This is a genomic window from Arthrobacter sp. TMT4-20 (genome assembly GCF_054510775.1).
On the sequence record NZ_JBTNDW010000005.1, the window covers coordinates 171,583 to 187,779 of the forward strand.

The 16,197-nt window shown below is 63.9% G+C and carries 20 protein-coding genes; 8 read left to right on the forward strand and 12 right to left on the reverse strand.

The features are described from left to right. From ACX80Z_RS07080 to ACX80Z_RS07100, 5 genes are all read right to left on the reverse strand, one after another. A complete protein-coding gene (locus tag ACX80Z_RS07080; protein ID WP_459315391.1) occupies positions 1 to 1,101 on the reverse strand; it encodes a YihY/virulence factor BrkB family protein in 1,101 nt (366 codons plus the stop codon). Then, positions 1,064 to 1,699 carry a 2'-5' RNA ligase family protein gene (locus tag ACX80Z_RS07085; protein ID WP_459315392.1) on the reverse strand — a complete coding sequence of 212 codons (636 nt, stop codon included), beginning with the start codon at positions 1,697 to 1,699 and terminating at the stop codon, positions 1,064 to 1,066. Before ACX80Z_RS07085 ends, ACX80Z_RS07080 begins: the two co-directional genes overlap by 38 nt. Further along, positions 1,689 to 2,723 carry a tryptophan--tRNA ligase gene (trpS, locus tag ACX80Z_RS07090; protein WP_459315393.1) on the reverse strand — a complete coding sequence of 345 codons (1,035 nt, stop codon included), beginning with the start codon at positions 2,721 to 2,723 and terminating at the stop codon, positions 1,689 to 1,691. The genes ACX80Z_RS07085 and trpS overlap by 11 nt, the downstream gene beginning before the upstream one ends. A gap of 19 nt (positions 2,724 to 2,742) precedes the next feature. Next, on the reverse strand, positions 2,743 to 3,558 hold the full coding sequence (locus tag ACX80Z_RS07095; protein WP_459315418.1) for an exodeoxyribonuclease III: 816 nt from the start codon (positions 3,556 to 3,558) through the stop codon (positions 2,743 to 2,745). Positions 3,559 to 3,663: 105 nt separating this feature from the next. Continuing rightward, a complete protein-coding gene (locus ACX80Z_RS07100; protein WP_019481992.1) occupies positions 3,664 to 4,203 on the reverse strand; it encodes a hypothetical protein in 540 nt (179 codons plus the stop codon). Between the two features lie 174 nt (positions 4,204 to 4,377). Here ACX80Z_RS07100 and ACX80Z_RS07105 point away from each other — a divergent pair, with 174 nt between their 5' ends. Beyond that, the gene (locus ACX80Z_RS07105; RefSeq protein WP_019481991.1) at positions 4,378 to 5,160 is read left to right on the forward strand and encodes a CHRD domain-containing protein; all 783 of its coding nucleotides are present in this window, start codon (positions 4,378 to 4,380) and stop codon (positions 5,158 to 5,160) included. 16 nt (positions 5,161 to 5,176) lie between these two features. After that, entirely contained in the window at positions 5,177 to 5,869 is a 693-nt protein-coding gene (locus ACX80Z_RS07110) for a class F sortase (RefSeq protein WP_165802627.1), read from the forward strand. Positions 5,870 to 5,887: 18 nt separating this feature from the next. Here ACX80Z_RS07110 and ACX80Z_RS07115 read toward each other — a convergent pair whose 3' ends face one another. From ACX80Z_RS07115 to ACX80Z_RS07130, 4 genes are read right to left on the reverse strand one after another with little or no spacing between them, the layout of a single operon-like run. Further along, the gene (locus ACX80Z_RS07115; protein ID WP_019481989.1) at positions 5,888 to 6,247 is read right to left on the reverse strand and encodes a VOC family protein; all 360 of its coding nucleotides are present in this window, start codon (positions 6,245 to 6,247) and stop codon (positions 5,888 to 5,890) included. Between the two features lie 55 nt (positions 6,248 to 6,302). Continuing rightward, positions 6,303 to 7,124 carry an ABC transporter permease gene (locus ACX80Z_RS07120; RefSeq protein WP_026040971.1) on the reverse strand — a complete coding sequence of 274 codons (822 nt, stop codon included), beginning with the start codon at positions 7,122 to 7,124 and terminating at the stop codon, positions 6,303 to 6,305. Between the two features lie 44 nt (positions 7,125 to 7,168). Then, complete coding sequence (locus ACX80Z_RS07125; protein ID WP_459315394.1) at positions 7,169 to 8,083, reverse strand: ABC transporter permease; 915 nt, start codon at positions 8,081 to 8,083, stop codon at positions 7,169 to 7,171. Further along, the gene (locus tag ACX80Z_RS07130; protein ID WP_459304472.1) at positions 8,076 to 9,005 is read right to left on the reverse strand and encodes an ABC transporter ATP-binding protein; all 930 of its coding nucleotides are present in this window, start codon (positions 9,003 to 9,005) and stop codon (positions 8,076 to 8,078) included. Before ACX80Z_RS07130 ends, ACX80Z_RS07125 begins: the two co-directional genes overlap by 8 nt. 263 nt (positions 9,006 to 9,268) lie before the next feature. Between ACX80Z_RS07130 and ACX80Z_RS07135 the strand changes: the two genes are divergently transcribed. The 3 genes from ACX80Z_RS07135 to ACX80Z_RS07145 are packed head-to-tail and all read left to right on the forward strand — an operon-like array spanning position 9,269 to position 10,686. After that, positions 9,269 to 9,670 (forward strand): VOC family protein, encoded by a 402-nt coding sequence (locus ACX80Z_RS07135; protein WP_459315419.1) that lies wholly within the window; start codon positions 9,269 to 9,271, stop codon positions 9,668 to 9,670. Continuing rightward, a complete protein-coding gene (locus tag ACX80Z_RS07140) occupies positions 9,667 to 10,149 on the forward strand; it encodes a mycothiol transferase (RefSeq protein ID WP_459315395.1) in 483 nt (160 codons plus the stop codon). Before ACX80Z_RS07135 ends, ACX80Z_RS07140 begins: the two co-directional genes overlap by 4 nt. Positions 10,150 to 10,188: 39 nt before the next feature. Further along, positions 10,189 to 10,686, forward strand: a complete 498-nt coding sequence (locus ACX80Z_RS07145) for an SRPBCC family protein (protein ID WP_459315396.1) — start codon at positions 10,189 to 10,191, stop codon at positions 10,684 to 10,686. 146 nt (positions 10,687 to 10,832) lie between these two features. Here ACX80Z_RS07145 and ACX80Z_RS07150 read toward each other — a convergent pair whose 3' ends face one another. Genes ACX80Z_RS07150 through glyA form a run of 3 tightly spaced genes read right to left on the reverse strand, consistent with a single transcriptional unit; the run spans position 10,833 to position 13,170 of the window. After that, positions 10,833 to 11,735 (reverse strand): bifunctional methylenetetrahydrofolate dehydrogenase/methenyltetrahydrofolate cyclohydrolase, encoded by a 903-nt coding sequence (locus tag ACX80Z_RS07150; RefSeq protein WP_459315397.1) that lies wholly within the window; start codon positions 11,733 to 11,735, stop codon positions 10,833 to 10,835. Continuing rightward, the gene (locus ACX80Z_RS07155; RefSeq protein ID WP_019481981.1) at positions 11,732 to 11,884 is read right to left on the reverse strand and encodes a hypothetical protein; all 153 of its coding nucleotides are present in this window, start codon (positions 11,882 to 11,884) and stop codon (positions 11,732 to 11,734) included. Before ACX80Z_RS07155 ends, ACX80Z_RS07150 begins: the two co-directional genes overlap by 4 nt. Next, positions 11,878 to 13,170, reverse strand: coding sequence for a serine hydroxymethyltransferase (glyA, locus tag ACX80Z_RS07160; protein ID WP_459315420.1), 1,293 nt, complete (start codon positions 13,168 to 13,170; stop codon positions 11,878 to 11,880). The genes ACX80Z_RS07155 and glyA overlap by 7 nt, the downstream gene beginning before the upstream one ends. A 314-nt stretch (positions 13,171 to 13,484) precedes the next feature. Here glyA and purU point away from each other — a divergent pair, with 314 nt between their 5' ends. From purU to ACX80Z_RS07175, 3 genes are all read left to right on the forward strand, one after another. Further along, a complete protein-coding gene (gene purU / locus ACX80Z_RS07165) occupies positions 13,485 to 14,348 on the forward strand; it encodes a formyltetrahydrofolate deformylase (protein ID WP_019481978.1) in 864 nt (287 codons plus the stop codon). An 85-nt stretch (positions 14,349 to 14,433) separates the two neighbouring features. Continuing rightward, positions 14,434 to 14,955 (forward strand): gamma carbonic anhydrase family protein, encoded by a 522-nt coding sequence (locus tag ACX80Z_RS07170; protein WP_116778902.1) that lies wholly within the window; start codon positions 14,434 to 14,436, stop codon positions 14,953 to 14,955. 32 nt (positions 14,956 to 14,987) lie between these two features. Continuing rightward, entirely contained in the window at positions 14,988 to 16,190 is a 1,203-nt protein-coding gene (locus tag ACX80Z_RS07175) for an ROK family transcriptional regulator (RefSeq protein ID WP_019481976.1), read from the forward strand. Positions 16,191 to 16,197 lie beyond the last annotated feature (7 nt).

The following is a 16,197-nucleotide window of genomic DNA, read 5'->3' on the forward strand; positions in this document are numbered from 1 at the left end:
CTAGTCTTTCCGCCGTCCTGCGACGCGGCTGCGCTGCTTTAGCGACCGGCCATGCCGTGGAGCGAGCCCCGCTTCGGCGTCGGCGGCGCCAATGGCGCCCCACGCCGCAGCAAGCAGGTAGACCTGGCTGAGCAGGAAGAACCAGACAAACAATCCGACGACGACGGTAAAGGGCGCCAACAGTGGGTTGCCTCCACCCACGCTGCCGAGGAGCAGGGTGCTGAACGTCCGCAGCACGGTGCTTCCAACCGCGGTGACCAGCGACGACTGGATGAGCAGGCGCCGTGTCTGATTGATTCCCGAGGCACGACGGAACAGGATCACGGCCACGGCGAAGTCCAGGACCAGCATGATGGCTACCCCGGCGAGCTGCGTGAAAGGCCGCCCGGTGTCGCCGAACCCCAGCCAGTCGAACACCACGTCCAGAAGGGTGTTGGCAACCAGGCCAACCACCGTGGTGAGGATCATCGCTACCCCCAACACGAGCAGCGTCCCCAGGTCCTGGACCCGGATCAGGATGGGGTGTCTAGGGATTGGGGGGAGGGCGAAAATGCCTCTCATCGCCTGCCTGACACCGGCAATCCAGCCCAAGGCGGTGATTGCCGTGATGATCGTGGAGACGATCAGGGTCAGGGTCAAACCATCCCCTGCATTGAAAAGCTGTTCGGGGGTGGCCAGACCGGGACCGTCCTCCTCCATTTTGAGGATGCCCGGTGCCGCCGAATTCACCGTTTCGACAATCAGGTTCTGCAGCGGTGCATTCCCGGAGACCACCAGGCCGAGAATCGAGAAACCGGCGAGTAACAGTGATGCCATGGAAAAGAACAGCCTGTACGCAATACCCGCTGCCATGAGCGGACCACGCCGGACCGCGTACAGATGGAACACCCGCACTGGCCGGAGGACGAAGATCCGCGCCAGGAGGTAGTTGATGGTCGCCATTATCAGTGGCAAACCCGTTGTGCCCCGCCGTTTCACCTTGCCCAGATCGCGGCGGGCGTCAATCACCTTCAGTTTGAGGTGGGTTAGCTCGGCCGGACGAGGCTCGTTGTAGAAGTCGGTCTCAGCCGGGGTGATCGCCCTGGTTTTGATCTTGGCCAAAGCTTAGCTCTTCCCTCAGTCGCCAGATACCGCACGAATCGTGCTCATACAACCCCATAGTACGGACCATGAAGGAAGCCTCGAACCCCTTCAACCGGGCCTCTGCGCCGTCCATGCTCGCCACACTAACATCGTGGGCGACCGTCACATGCGGGTGGAAAGGGAACTCCAGCGACCGCTCCAGTGGCCCGCGCTGGAGTTTGGTGTGCAGGTCCACGCAATCCTCGAAGCCATCCTCCAGGTTGAGGAACACCACTGGGGAGACGGGCCTGAACGTTCCCGTACTTTTCAACGTCACGGTGAAGGCGTGCTGTCCGCGGGCAACCTCACGGACGTGCTCGATGGTTGCGTCCCAGTCCGTTGCCGGGGTGGTTGTCACGAGGGTGATGTGGGCCGGAATGAGATCAGCCATCGGATCGCCAAAGGATGCGCGCCAGCGTCCGAGCTCCGCCGCCAGCGGCTCAGGTACCGCGATGACCACACCGACGCAGCTCTGCGAGGCGCCGGCTGCCGGTGGCACGGCCATCCCCTCGGGCGGTGCCTGCTGGTGGCTGGTAGTGGTGGAGCTGATCGGCTGGTCCATGCGGTTAGCGCGCACCGCCCAGCGGTGGGAGGAAGCCGACCTTCGAATACACGTCGGCGAGGGTGGCTGACGCGATGGTGCGTGCCTTCTCGGCACCGCGGGCCAGGAGCCTGTCCAGTTCGGCTGGATCGGCAAGCAGTTCCTCGGTGCGGAGACGGATCGGCTCAAGGCGGGTCACCACGATGTCCGCCAACTCGGTTTTCAGGTGCCCGTACATCCGCCCCTGGAAGTCCCCGACGACGTCGTCAATGGTCTTGCCGGTGAGCATCGAGTAAATGGTGAGAAGGTTCGAGATGCCCGGCTTGGCTTCCTTATCGAAGCGGATCTCGGTATCGGTATCAGTGACCGCCGACTTGATCCGCTTGGCCGTCACCTTCGGGTCATCCATCAGGTTGATCAGTCCCGTCGCCGAGCTGGCCGACTTGGACATTTTCGCCGTGGGGTTCTGCAGGTCGTAGATTTTCGCCGATTCCTTCTGGATGAAGGGCTTCGGCACCACGAACGCTTCGCCGAACCGGGAGTTGAACCGTTGCGCCAGGTCGCGACTGAGTTCGACGTGCTGCCTCTGGTCCTCCCCTACTGGCACGCCCTCCGGCTGATACAGGAGGATGTCGGCGGCCTGAAGGATGGGGTAGGTGAACAGCCCCACGCTCGCCGCATCGGCGCCCTGTTTCTGTGACTTGTCCTTGAACTGGGTCATCCGTGACGCCTCGCCAAACCCGGTGATGCAGTTCAGCACCCACCCGAGCTGAGCGTGTTCCGGCACGTGTGACTGCACAAACAAGGTGCACTTATCAACGTCGACGCCGCCGGCAATGTACTGCGCGGCGGTGCGGCGGGTGCGTTCTGCAAGCTCGCCCGGTTCCTGCGGAACCGTGATCGCGTGCAGGTCGGGAATGAAGTAGATTGCCTCATACTCGTCCTGCATCCGCACCCAGTGCACCAGCGCCCCGAGGTAGTTGCCCAGGTGGAGGGACTCGCCCGAAGGCTGCATGCCGGAGAGCACCCGCTGCCGTGCACCGTTAGTGGTAGTCGTCATGGTTACAGAATCCTGAAAGTTAGAGCCGGTAATCGACTACCAGCGGAGCGTGGTCTGAGAAGCGCGTGTCATACGAGGGTGCACGGTCGACGACGGCATCTGCTGCAGCGGCAGCGAGGCCCTCGGTGGCGAGGTGGTAGTCAATCCGCCAACCGGTGTCGTTGTCGAACGCCTGACCGCGCCAGGACCACCAGGTGTAGGGGCCGTCGACGTCGCCCGCGAGGCGGCGGTGCACATCAACGAAGCCGAACTCGTCATCAAAGAACCGGTCAAAGTAGGCGCGTTCCTCGGGCAGGAAACCCGCCTTCTTCACGTTGCCTTTCCAGTTGCGGATATCGAGTTGGGTGTGCCCCACGTTGAGGTCACCCACCAGCAGGGTGTGGTCCCGGGTGCGGCGCAGTTCCGGCAGCCGCTCCGAAATCACGTCGAGGAATCGGTACTTATCGTCCTGCTTGGGGCTGTCGACTTCACCCGAGTGCACATACGCGCTGACGACGGTGAGGGTTACTCCCCCAAGATCAAAATCTGCTTCGACCCACCGCCCGGCGCTGGCGAAGTAGTCGTCGCCGATATGGGTGCGGGTTGCGGTCGGTGCGATTCGCGAGGCGATCGCGACTCCGGCGCGGCCCTTGGCCTCGGCTTCGGCATGCAGGATGTGCCACGATTCCCCAAGGAGCCCTCTGAGGACGTCGTCGGGTGCACGGACCTCCTGGAGGCAGAGGATGTCGATCTCTCGTTCCGCGAGCCAGTCGGCCATGCCTCGTTTGTAGGCCGCACGGATACCGTTGACGTTGACCGTGGCGACGCGCAGGAGTGACCCGTTGGCTCGGGACAACCCGTCGGTGAAAGCTGTCGTTGCTGCAGTGGAACTCACCCGCTCCACCCTACCCGAGCGCTCTGACGAATGAGGGCGAAAAAGAGGCGGCGTTGGTTGCCATTGTCAGTCGACAACGGTGCCCTCCACCGGTCCGTCATCGTTCTTCTTCATCATCGACCGGGCGTTGTGCGACGTGATCTCGATGGTCTCGAGCGCCCGCCCCACCGTCTCCTCGTCGCTGGACTTCCCCGCGGCCAGATGGTCCCGGATTACCCGCACCTGAACCTGAACAATTTTGAAGCTGTGGTCCAGTTTCATGTCGCGGGCCAAAGTGGCCTCATCGACCACCCCGGTGCTGGTGGAATCCTGGATGCCGTTGGCACGGTTGAACTGCTGCTGGGCCTCGTTGATCCGCGCCGCCGCATTGCGGGCTGCCGTCCTGAGGCTGAAGACCACAAAGCTGAAGACCAGGAGCCAGCCCAGCGAGATGATGGCAACCAGCCATCCGACGACGTCGTTCTGGTTGGCGGCAAAGACCACAGCCACCAGGAAGACGATCAACATAATGCTCATCCCGATGGTGCCCATGCGCAGGCTCAGGCCTCGACCCGCTCCCGCTGGGGTGCCGGACTCGAACGGTTTCTGGTTCCCAAGAGGCTTCATACCCCCATTCTCGCAAATGGGGGCAGGGAAGGAATGACCTTCCACCGTTGGCGAACGCTCAGGCTCGAAAGTTTATTTTTATTCCCCACCCATCCGTGATCGGCACCACTCCGAAGTATTAGTATGTGTGCTGATCATTGCGCGCTAACACTCGCTCTATGGAGGAAAAATCACATGAATAAGAACTTGCGTCTTCTCGCAGTCCCCACCCTCGCCCTCGGTATGGTTGCCATGGCCGGTGCGCCAGCAATGGCCGACCACGCCAACGGCTCATACACGGTCGACTTCCAGCAGCTCAGCGGCACCACCGGTACCGCTACGTTCGCGATGGACATCGATGACAAGACTGCCACCGTAAACCTTCAGGTCTCCGGTCTCGGCGAAACCTTCATGGATGCGCCGTACCCACACGTACAGCACATCCACGGTGGCGCCCAGGGCACCTGCCCCACCATGGCCGATGACGCCGATGGTGACGGCATCCTCTCCACCACCGAAGGCGCAGCCGCCTACGGTGGCATCCAGACCACTTTGGGCACCAGCGGCGACACCAGCCCAGCTGCCGGCCTGAACCTTGAGCTCGCCGGCCAGGGTGGAAACTACTCCATCGAGCGCACCTTCGAGATGAACGCCGAGACCCTCGACGCCATCGAAGCCGGCACCGCCGTCGTCGTCATCCACGGCCTGGACCCAGCAACGTCAAGCTCCGAAGAGGCCTTCAACGCTCCCTCGGACCTCGAGCCTTCACTTCCACTGGGCGCCACCTCACCAGCACTCTGTGGTGTTGTGACCGCTTCACAGATGGGTGAAATGCCTGAGGGCGGCGCCGACACCGGTGTTGCACAGTCCACGTCAACCAACAACATGGGCATGCTCGCCCTCGGAGGTGGCCTCGTTCTGGCTGCTGCCGTTGGTGGCACCTACGTTGTTCGCCGCAACGCTGCAGACAACGCATAAGGAATAGTCTGATTTCATGATCAGCGCTAAAAACGGTCGTCGTCGAGGCTTTGTGGCCTCGGCGGCGACCGCCCTTTTGATTCTTACCGCCTGCGGTGCCGACACACCCCCTGAAGGCACGGGGCCTGCCGCGCCGAGCCCTTCGGCGTCGTCCTCGGCTGCGCCTTCGACCGCCACGCCTTCCAGCCCGGCACCTACCTCTGCTGCGTCAGAGGCCCCCAGTGCAGTTCCCACCCCGGAGCTGCCCGCGGTCCTTGAAGCGTCCAAGCCGGTGTCGTTCAACATTCCCACGATCGCCGCTGAATCCGAGCTGCTGCATCTCGGGCTCCGGGATAACGGCTCCCTTGAGGTGCCGCCCGATGGACCTGGGGCGCCAGCGAGTTGGTATGACCAGTCCCCCACCTCGGGCGAACGGGGGCCATCCGTCCTGCTCGGCCATGTCAATGCGACCGGTGGCGGCCCAGGCGTGTTCGCCGACCTGCGCGCCCTGCAGGCCGGCGACGAGATCAACGTGGTCCGCGAGGATGGGAGCACTGCCGTGTTCGCCGTCGACCGCGGCGAGCAGTACCAGAAAGACGACTTCCCCACCCTTGAGGTCTACGGAAATACTGACGCCGCCGAGCTGCGCCTGATCACCTGCGACGGCTACAACCCGGAGACCGGCGAGTTTGACGACAACTACGTGGTCTACGCGACTCTCGTACCGTAAGCCAGTTCGGTGGCCTGGTTACCAGCTGACGAGGCAGAACGGGTGCCCGGCCGGGTCGAGGAAGACCCGGTGGGCTTTGGAGCCTGAGTTCATGCTCACGGCGCCCAAGGCCAGGACTTTCGCCTCGGCAATGTCCAGGTCATCGACCCGAACATCGAGGTGCACCTGCTGCGGCAGGTCCTGGCTGGGCCAGCGGGGCGGCGTGTAGTCGCTCACCCGTTGGAAGCCGAGCGCGGGCCGGTCCGGCGCATCGCCGATGGAGATCCACCCGTCGTCGTCGTGCTGGACCCTGATCATGCCGAGCAGGTCCTCGTAGAACGACGCGAGCCGATCGGTGTCTGGACAGTCGAAAACGGTGGCTTGCCACTTTCCAATCATGCTCCAGTATGTTCCAGCCTCCCTCCGGGATGGAACCCCTTCGAGCAGCAAACTGCTACTTCAGGAACAGCTTCCGCAGCCGGCTGGTGGTCAGCACCATGCCGACCAGGATCATCACCAGGTAGTAGAGGATGTGGATGCTCGTCGCGGCGGTGAAGGTGCCCACGCTGATTTGGCGCAGCAGCTCGACGCCATGCCACAGCGGCAACGCCTGGATGAACCACTGGATGCCCTGCGGGTACACGCTCAATGGGTAGAACGTCGCCGAGAACAGGAACATCGGGAGCATCACAAAGTTAATCCAGTCCATCTGCTGAAACGTCTTCATATAGCTGGTGATCCCCATCCCGAAGGAGGCGAACCCGAACGCGATCAGCACCGACGCCGGGACCATCAGCAGCGCCCACGGCGTGGTGATCAGGCCCATCATGCCCATCACCGCGGTGAACCCGGTGGCGTACATCGCGCCGCGCAGGAGCGCCAGGAAGATCTCGCCGATCGCCACATCCAGCGGCCCGAGCGACGTGTACAGCATGCCCTGGTAGAGCTTCGCGAAATTCATCTTGAAGAACACGTTCCAGGTGGAGTCGTACACGGCGCCGTTCATCGCGGAGACAGCCAGCAGCGCCGGTGCGATGTAGGCCGCGTAGCTGATCTCCTCGCCGCCGGGCCCGACGACGGTCCCCACCAGTGCGCCGAGGCCCACCCCCATCGAAATCAGGTACAGCACCGGCTCGAAGAAGCCCGAGACCATGATCAGCCAGTTACTGCTTTTCGTGGCGCGCAGCCCGCGCGCGATTACCGCTTTCGCGTTGCGGGAGTAGAGGGCGCTGAAGCGTCGGGTCTGCGGGGTGATGCGGTAGTCGGCGTCGGTCAGCGGGTCAGCCGACGACGGCGCTGCGGAATGGGTCAGCTTCTCGGTCACTTGCCCAACCTCCGTGCGTAGGTCCTGCGGGCCAGACGCCAGCCGAGGACGGCCAGCACCACCAGGTACACCACGTGAATCACGGCCAGCCAGATCGGCACCGGGAAGCCGTAGGTGAGCATCCGGCCCAGTTGCGTCCCATGCCAGAGCGGGGAAATCCAGCCGATCCACTGCAGGTAGATCGGCAGCGTGTCGAGTGGGAAGAAGGTGCCCGAGAACAGGAACATGGGCGTCACCAGGAACCGCATCACTAACGCGAACTGCCCCTTGTCTTCCTGCACACTGGCCGAATACGCCATCAGCGGCAACCCGAAGGACAGACCGCAGAGCACAGCCACCGGCACGGCCACCCAGCCCCACCCCGACGGCGAGGCACCGAAGGCGGCGACAATCCCAAAGTAGATCGCGCTCATGAGGATCAGACGCAGGCTGATGGCGATGATGTAGCCGTTGACAATCTGGTGGACGCCGAGTGGTGAGGCATGCGGCCCGTAGTAGACCCGCCGCCACTTGAAACCGTCCATCACCGGGTAGGTGAACTCGGTGGCGGCGGTCATGATGGTGGCGGATGCGAGCAGGGCCGGTGCGATGAATGCGAGGTAGCTGACCCCACCGAACGCATCGGAACTGTTCTGGTCCACCAGGGTGGCCAGGCCAACCCCCATGGCGAACAGGTACATCACCGGGTTGCCCACGCTGTAGGCGAGGAGGGTCCAGCGGTACCCATTCATGACCCGCAGGGCGTGCTCGGCGTAGTACCAGGAACCGAACCGTTTGGCGCGGTCGGCCGCGACCTGCGGTGCGTGGGCGCGTAGCGTCGTCGTCGGCGGCTGGATCGCCGTCTTGCTGGTGGGGCCCTTCTGCGTTGCGGCGGGCTCGACGCCGGCGCCAGGGCTGGGCGGGTCAGTCAACGAGACTCCTCCCGGTCAGGCGCAGGAACACGTCCTCCAGCGAGGACCGCCGGACCAGGGAAGTGATGGGGTGCAGGCCGCGAGCGGTGACCTGCTCGAGGGCGGCTTCGCCGTCGTGCGTGTAGATAAGGACGCGGTCGGGCAACGGTTCCAGCCGGTCGCCAATGCCCTGGAGTTCAGCGGCGACGGTGGTGTTGCGCTCGGAACCGAACCGCAGCTCGAGCACCTCGCGGGTGGAATGCTCGCGGATCAGCTTCGCTGGCGAGCCCTCCGCCATGATCTTGCCCTTGTCCACGACCACGAGCCGGTCGCAGAGCTGCTCCGCCTCGTCCATGTAATGGGTGGTCAGGATCAGGGTGACCCCTGATTCCTTCAGGCGGAACAGCCGGTCCCAGAGGATGTGGCGCGCCTGCGGGTCAAGGCCGGTGGTCGGCTCATCGAGCAGCAGGATCTTCGGTTCGTTGATCAGCGAACGGGCGATGGTGAGCCGGCGCTTCATACCGCCGGAGAGCGAGTCAACCTTGGCTTTCGCCTTGTCGGTGAGCTGGGCGAATTCCAGCAGCTCGTCCGCCTTGGGCTTGAGGTAGCTCAGGGGCAAGCCGAAGTACCTCCCGTAGACGATCAGGTTGTCGCGGACCCGGAGTTCCTCGTCGAGGTTGTCCTGCTGCGGCACCACACCCAGGTGGGCGCGCACCTGGGGACCATGCTGTTCAGGGTCGAGCCCCATGATGGTCAGTGACCCCGAGGTACGCTGCGACACTCCGCCGATCATCCGCATGGTGGTGGATTTACCGGCGCCGTTGGGTCCCAGCAGGCCGAAGGATTCACCGGCCGGCACATCGAAGGAAATGTCATCGACCGCGGCGAAGTCACCGTAATGCTTGGTGAGATGTCGGGCGGAAATGACGTAATCGCGGGTCACTGAGTTGGGCACCTGCTCAGCCTAGGGGATTTGTCCCATTGGGAAAAGCCAACCAGAATCTTTATGATTGGGTCGCAATCGCGCCACCGCCCACAGCGGAGGAAAAAATCGAAACTCCTACTACTCAGCTCAATCAGCCTCGCCTAGGATGGCGAAACGTGCGTATTGGCGCCGACGTACCTGTGTCCCTACCCGATGACAGTCAGGAATCAGACCATGAACTCCTCCCGCACCCGCCCATTCGACGTATCTCGGAGATGCCCATGACGGCGCCCCAGATCTACGTCAGTTTCCCTGGTACCGCTCGTGAAGCCTTGAGCTTCTACAAGCACGTTTTCGGTGGAGAACTCGCCTTGCATACCTACGAAGACTTCGGTCGTAGCGATGGGCCTGGAAACGCTATCGCGCACGGAGTTCTGAGCGGTGTCGTTGCTCTGGCCGGATCGGACGCCGGGGCTGGCGGGAAGACTGTCCGGTTCGAGGGGATGATGCTTTCGTTGTTGGGTACCGCCGAGCCGGCAGTGCTGCATGAGTGGTTCGATAAGCTCGCTGATGGCGGGTCGGTCATCGACCCGCTAACCCCGAAGCCGTGGGGTGCCTCCGACGGCCAGGTCGTTGACCGCTACGGACTCCACTGGCTCGTCGGTTATGAACCCGGGTTGTGAGCGACGCGCAACTGCTCGCACAGCTAACGGCGGGCCGCGAGCATGTGCTCCGTGCTGTCGAGGGGCTACCAGAGGATGCACTTCACCGGGTCATGGTGCCTTCCGGTTGGTCCGTGAGACAGCTACTGAATCATCTGGCATTCGATGATGAGATGTTCTGGATTTCGGCCGTCCTTGGCGGCGACCGGAGAGCCATCCAAAACCTCCATAACGGATGGGCGGCGGAACCGATGACGGGGACGGAGGCGATCACCACCTATCGGCGGGAGATCGTTCAAAGCGACACAATCCTCGCTGGCGTCAACCTCGATGACCCGCCGCGATGGGTGCCCCCAGCAGATGTCTACGGAGGCCCACCCATGCTTGATGGGCGCGAGATCATCTATCGGGTACTCACGGAGACCTCCGTCCATGCCGGGCACCTTGACATCGTGCGTGAACTCCTCGACGGGCATCAAGATCTTGTCGTCGCCTCCTAGGAGTGCTCCCGCCCTGCAATCCGAGTTGAGGGAAGACCGATGGCGCACCACACACAAACAGAACGAAGCTTTACCCTGACCCGCAATCTGCAAGCACCCCGCCACCTGGTGTTCAAAGCCTGGACCGATTCGGAACATCTCGCCTGGTTCTATAACCCGGCCATGCCCACTCCATCGTCCCCGATAGAGGTCGATCTGCGGGTGGGCGGTGCATGGAGGCAACAGATGGTCGTAAATGAGGAACTTCACTACCCAACCGGCGGGGAGTATCTCGAAATCGTTCCCGACGTACGACTAGTTTTTCGGTGGGGAGCCGTCGGCGGGTGGCCGGACCTCGCGGGAGACCAGCAGCGGGAGGCGCCCGTCGTGAGCGTCAACCTCACGGATGCCCAGGACGGCACCCGACTCGAGTTCACGGTGAACTTTCCCGACCACCTGCCAACTGAAGAGGTTCGGAACCTCATCGATGGCGGCACACGAGATGGTTGGGGCGCCACCCTTGATCGAATCACCCACAGCACCGCCCTCACAGCCTGACATCAGGAACGGGCTACGAAAAGGGCATCGGGGGTTATCACCACGCTTCGGGAAAGCTGCTGCAGGCCGCGACCGTGAAGGGCTCCTACCAGACCGAACTCTTCCGAGGTTCCACCCGACCTGGTCAGCGCCGTGCGTACCTGGTTTTAGTGCGCGACGGCGATCCCGGCCTGCCGCTCGGCGGCTTCCACCACGTTGGCCAGCAGCATGGCGCGGGTCATCGGGCCAACACCGCCGGGGTTGGGTGAGAGCCAGGCAACCGTCGAGGCGGCCGCTGGTTCGACGTCGCCCGTGAGCTTCGCCTTGCCGGTCTCGGGGTCTTCCACGCGGGTGACGCCAACGTCGAGCACGATCGCCTCGGGCCTCAGGTCCACCGCCTTGATCATGCCGGGGAAGCCCGCCGCAGCGACCACGACGTCGGCCTGCCGCAGCAGGTGGGGCAGGTCAACGGTCCCGGTGTGGGCCAGGGTGACCGTGGCGTTGATGTCGCGGCGGGTGAGCAGCAGGCCGAGGGGCCTGCCGACGGTGATCCCGCGACCCACCACCAGAACGTTTTTCCCGTTCAGGCTGATGCCGTGCCGGCTGAGTAGTTCGACGATGCCGTGCGGGGTGCAGGGCAGCGGCGAATCCAGCGGAGCGCCCACGTTCAGCACCAGCTTGCCAAGGTTGACCGGGTGCAGCCCGTCGGCGTCCTTCCCCGGCGCCATCCGTTCGAGGATGGCGTTGGTATCGAGATGTTTGGGCAGGGGCAACTGGACGATGTAACCGGTGGTGGCGTCGTCGTCGTTCAGTTCATCGATGACCTTTTCCAGGTCCGCCTGCGAGATGTCGGCGGGCAGATCCCGGCGGACCGAGGTGATGCCGACCTGTTCGCAGTCGCGGTGCTTTCCGGCGACGTAGGAGTGACTGCCGGGATCGTCCCCCACCAACACGGTGCCGAGACCGGGGGTGATACCGCGCTCCTTAAGCGTGGCGATGCGGTCGGTCAGCTCGGACCGGATGGCCGCGGCGGTTTTCTTGCCGTCGAGGATCTGTGCGGTAGGGCTCATCTGATGTGGCCTGCTTCCAGTTGCTCAAGGACGAATGCTTTGCCGCGGTCGCAGCAGCCGGTGAAGCAGCACTCGCTGGTGGGGATGTCGTAGTCAGTCGAGGCGGCCGCAGCAGAGTCCAGCGCGCCCTCCGGGAGGTCTTCTACCACTGCTCGTGTTCGGGGTAGAGCGGGAAGTCGGCGGTAAGGGCCAGCACGCGGGCGCGCAGTGCATCCGCAGCCGCGCCAGGCTTCAGCGCCGTCGCGATGATGTCCGCGACCTCGGTGAACTCTTCCGCACCGAAGCCTCGGGTGGCCAGCGCCGGGGTGCCGATGCGCAGACCAGAGGTGACCATCGGTGGGCGTGGGTCAAACGGAACCGCGTTGCGGTTGACGGTGATGCCGATTGAATGCAGAAGGTCCTCGGCCTGCTGGCCGTCAAGCTGCGAAGCGCGCAGATCCACCAGGACAAGGTGGACATCGGTGCCGCCGGTCAGCACCGAAACGCCGTGCTCGCTCACATCGGTGGCGGTCAACCGGTCGGCAATGATGCGGGCGCCTTCAAGGACCCGCGCCTGGCGTTCCTTGAATTCAGGGGAACCAGCGATCTTGAACGCCGTCGCCTTCGCCGCGATGACGTGCATCAACGGCCCGCCCTGCTGGCCCGGGAAGACCGCAGAGTTGAGCTTCTTCGCCCACTCCTGCTTCGCCAGGATGACGCCCGAGCGGGGTCCGGCGAGGGTCTTGTGCACAGTGGAGGTGACGACGTCGGAGTACGGCACCGGGTTGGGGTGCAGGCCGGCAGCGACGAGGCCAGCGAAGTGGGCCATATCGGTCCAGAGGAGTGCACCCACCTCGTCGGCAATGGACCGGAACGCGGCGAAGTCGAGCTGCCGCGGGTACGCGGACCAGCCCGCAATGATGACCTGCGGCTTCGCGGCGATCGCCTGCGCGCGGACCTTGTCCATGTCCAGGCGGTGGGTATCTTCCTCCACACCGTAGGCAGCAACTTCGTAGAGTTTGCCGGAGAAATTGAGCTTCATGCCGTGGGTCAGGTGTCCACCATGGGCGAGGGACAGGCCCATGATCTTGTCGCCGGGCTTGATCATCGCAGCGAGCGCAGCGGCGTTGGCCTGCGCGCCGGAGTGCGGCTGGACGTTGGCGAACTCGGCGCCGAACAGGGCCTTGACCCGCTCGATCGCGAGGGTCTCCGCAACATCGACGTACTCACAACCGCCGTAGTACCGGCGGCCAGGATAACCTTCGGCGTATTTATTAGTCAGGACCGACCCCTGCGCCTGAAGGACCGCGCGCGGGGCGAAGTTCTCGGAGGCGATCATCTCGAGGGTGTCGCGCTGGCGGGCAAGTTCGTCGGTCAGGACTGCTGCGATCTCCGGGTCGATCTCGGAGAGGGGCGCGTTGGTGACCGCCGAGGTGGCGGATCCGGTGGCGGGCAGGTGCGAAGTTGTCACAGTGAACTCCTGGGTGGGATGCGTTTCTACAGGTCAGGTTACTCGCTGAGTCTTCCGAGCAGCTCCGATATCCGGCCACACTGAAGCGTCATCAAGCAAATTCTTGACCAGACGTCCCAGGCGTGCGATCCGTGGTCGGCACTGCGCGCCGTCGTCGTCGGAGCCTTTCTGAAAGAGTCTTCCAGAAATTGCCCGAAGATAACGATGCATGCCGCTTCCTGATGGTGACCCACCTGACGCCAGTCGCGGCACTTCCGAGTGTATCCCGGCAGGCCGATCATTCGAAGTACGCTTGATTTGTGACTGACTCCGCTACCACCCAGACCTCCTTTATCCTGACGCTCTCCTGCGCTGACCAACCCGGCATTGTGCATGCGGTTGCCGGAGCGCTGGTGAGTTCGGGCTGCAACATCACCGAATCACAGCAGTACGGAAGCCCCGACACCGGGACCTTCTTCATGCGGGTAGCCATGAGCACAGCAGCTCCGCGGACGGCTTTGGAGGCTCACTTGGCTCCGGTTGCCACAGCGTTTGGCATGACCTGGGCGCTGCACGACGACGGCGCGCCCGCCCGGACGCTGATTCTTGCGTCGAAGGCGGCGCACTGCCTCAACGACCTGCTCTTCCAGCAGCGTTCAGGGACCTTGCCGATCGAGATTCCGGCGATCGTCTCGAACCACACCGAGCTTGCCGACCTCGCCGCCTTCTACGGCATTCCTTTCCATCACATCCCGGTCACCCCTGACACCCGGGACGCGGCCGAGGACGCCCTGCGCGCTGTCATCGCCGAGCACAACATCGAGCTGGTGGTCCTGGCGCGCTACATGCAGATTCTCAGCGATGGGCTGTGCTCGGAACTGGTGGGACGGGCGATCAACATCCACCACTCGTTCCTGCCCTCCTTCAAGGGGGCCAAGCCCTACCACCAGGCACACGCCCGTGGAGTGAAGCTGATCGGAGCGACGGCCCACTATGTCACCCCCGCCCTGGACGAAGGGCCGATCATCGAGCAGGAGGTCATCCGCGTGGATCATGCCCGTTCGGCCCAGCAGTTTGTGGCGATCGGGCGCGACGTCGAAGGCCGCACCCTCACCCAGGCCGTGCAGTGGCACGCCGAGCACCGGGTGCTGCTCGACGGCGGCCGGACCATCGTCTTCAACTAGGACACGGGGCTCCTCACCGGGACCCAGCCTGTCCAGGTTGCTCACCGCGGCGGCACCGTTGACCCGGCCAGCTAGGCTGAGGTCCATGGCCCATATCATCGAAATTTTCGGCAAAACCCCCACCATCAGTGAGTCCTGCTTCGTTGCCCCGACGGCGTCGATCATCGGCGACGTGGTGCTCGGTCAGGACTCCAGCGCCTTCTATGGCGTCTCAGTACGGGGCGACACCGCGCCGATCCGTGTCGGCGACGGCACCAATCTGCAGGACAACGTCGTGCTGCACGCTGACCCGGATTTCCCCACCACCGTTGGGAACCGGGTCAGTATCGGCCACTCCGCGGTGGTCCACGGTTGCACCATCGGCGACGACTGCCTCATCGGGATGAGCGCCACCGTGATGAACGGGGCGGTCATCGGCGCTGGCTCACTGGTCGCTGCGGGCGCAGTGGTCCTCGAGGGGACGCAGGTGCCACCCCGCTCCCTCGTCGCGGGAGTGCCCGCGAAGGTGCGTCGTGAACTTACCGACAGCGAATTCGAGGCTGTCAAGGAGAATGCCTCGTCCTATCAGGTGTTGGCTCAATCACACCGTGCAGCGTTAACTTCTTGACTACAAGAGGTGCATGTAGCACCCTGTAGTACATGCCCGCAGGACGCCCGAACACCAAGCGTGACTTCGACGGGAATCCTCCAAGCCCGGGTTCCCAGTCGGCTCTTCGGCAACGCAACCAACAGCGTGTCATCGGTGTCCTGGTGGGTGGCCCACAGACCCAGGCGGAACTCGCCCGGCAAACCGGGCTCTCCACCGCAACGGTCTCGAACATCGTCAAGGCAATGGTCGACGCCGGCCTCGCCACCACAGCTCCAACCACCAGCTCAGGCCGTCGCGCCCTCTCGGTCATCCTCAACGACAATGGGTCCCTGGCCGTCGGCATCGACATCGGCCGACGCCACGTGCGAGTTGTCCTGGCCGGACTGAACTATCAGGTAATTCAGGATGAGGCAATCGCCCTACCCCTTGGCCACTGCGCCGAGGAAGGGCTCGACGCCGCCGAGCAGCTCCTCGACCGCCTGCTCCTCAAGGCAGGCGTCGCACGCTCATCGGTGCTCGGCGCCGGGGTTGGCATCCCCGGCCCCATCGACCGCCGCACCGGCACGGTGGTACAGGGTGCGATCCTCCCGGAATGGGTTGGCATCAACATCCTCGCCGCCTTCGGGGAGCGGCTCGGGTTCCCCGTCTTCATTGACAATGACGCCAACCTCGGCGCCCTGGCCCAGGTCACCTGGGGGCCCCACAGTGCGGTCGACAACCTGATGTTCCTGAAGGTCGGCTCGGGCATCGGCGCCGGATTGATCCTCGGCGGATCGGTCTACTACGGCCACGTCGGCATCACCGGCGAGCTCGGCCACAGCACCATCGTTGAACATGGTCTCGTCTGCCGGTGCGGCAACCGCGGCTGCCTCGAAACGGTCGCATCGACCAGCACCATGGTCGACCTGCTTAGCCGCCGCGCTGACGGCCCCATCTCGGTGGACGAACTGCTGAGCCTGGTGCTGGCCGGCGACACGGCGGCGCTGCGAGTGATTGACGACGCCGGCCTCGCCCTCGGCAAAGCGGTCGCCAACGTAGCAAACCTGATCAACCCTGAACTGGTGGTGATTGGTGGGCCGCTCACCAGTCTTGGGGACATCCTGCTGGAGCCGATCCGGCGGGGCCTCCTCCGTAACGCGGTCCCAGTGGTCGGCGAGTCCACCACCGTACTGATGTCTGCCCTCGGGGACCGTACTGAGGCCCTCGGAGGAGCCGCCGTCGTTCTCTCGCAACCGCACCTTCATAACGTTTAGCTACCAA

Bases quoted from the DNA above. Each gene is read 5' to 3' on its own strand.
- ACX80Z_RS07145 (WP_459315396.1), top strand. From the start codon at position 10,189: ATGGCGCACCACACACAAACAGAACGAAGCTTTACCCTGACCCGCAAT.
- ACX80Z_RS07115 (WP_019481989.1), bottom strand. From the start codon at position 6,247: ATGATTGGAAAGTGGCAAGCCACCGTTTTCGACTGTCCAGACACCGAT.
- ACX80Z_RS07105 (WP_019481991.1), top strand. From the start codon at position 4,378: ATGAATAAGAACTTGCGTCTTCTCGCAGTCCCCACCCTCGCCCTCGGT.
- ACX80Z_RS07100 (WP_019481992.1), bottom strand. From the start codon at position 4,203: ATGAAGCCTCTTGGGAACCAGAAACCGTTCGAGTCCGGCACCCCAGCG.
- ACX80Z_RS07150 (WP_459315397.1), bottom strand. From the start codon at position 11,735: ATGAGCCCTACCGCACAGATCCTCGACGGCAAGAAAACCGCCGCGGCC.
- trpS (WP_459315393.1), bottom strand. From the start codon at position 2,723: ATGACGACTACCACTAACGGTGCACGGCAGCGGGTGCTCTCCGGCATG.
- ACX80Z_RS07170 (WP_116778902.1), top strand. From the start codon at position 14,434: ATGGCCCATATCATCGAAATTTTCGGCAAAACCCCCACCATCAGTGAG.
- ACX80Z_RS07135 (WP_459315419.1), top strand. From the start codon at position 9,269: ATGACGGCGCCCCAGATCTACGTCAGTTTCCCTGGTACCGCTCGTGAA.
- ACX80Z_RS07110 (WP_165802627.1), top strand. From the start codon at position 5,177: ATGATCAGCGCTAAAAACGGTCGTCGTCGAGGCTTTGTGGCCTCGGCG.
- ACX80Z_RS07175 (WP_019481976.1), top strand. From the start codon at position 14,988: ATGCCCGCAGGACGCCCGAACACCAAGCGTGACTTCGACGGGAATCCT.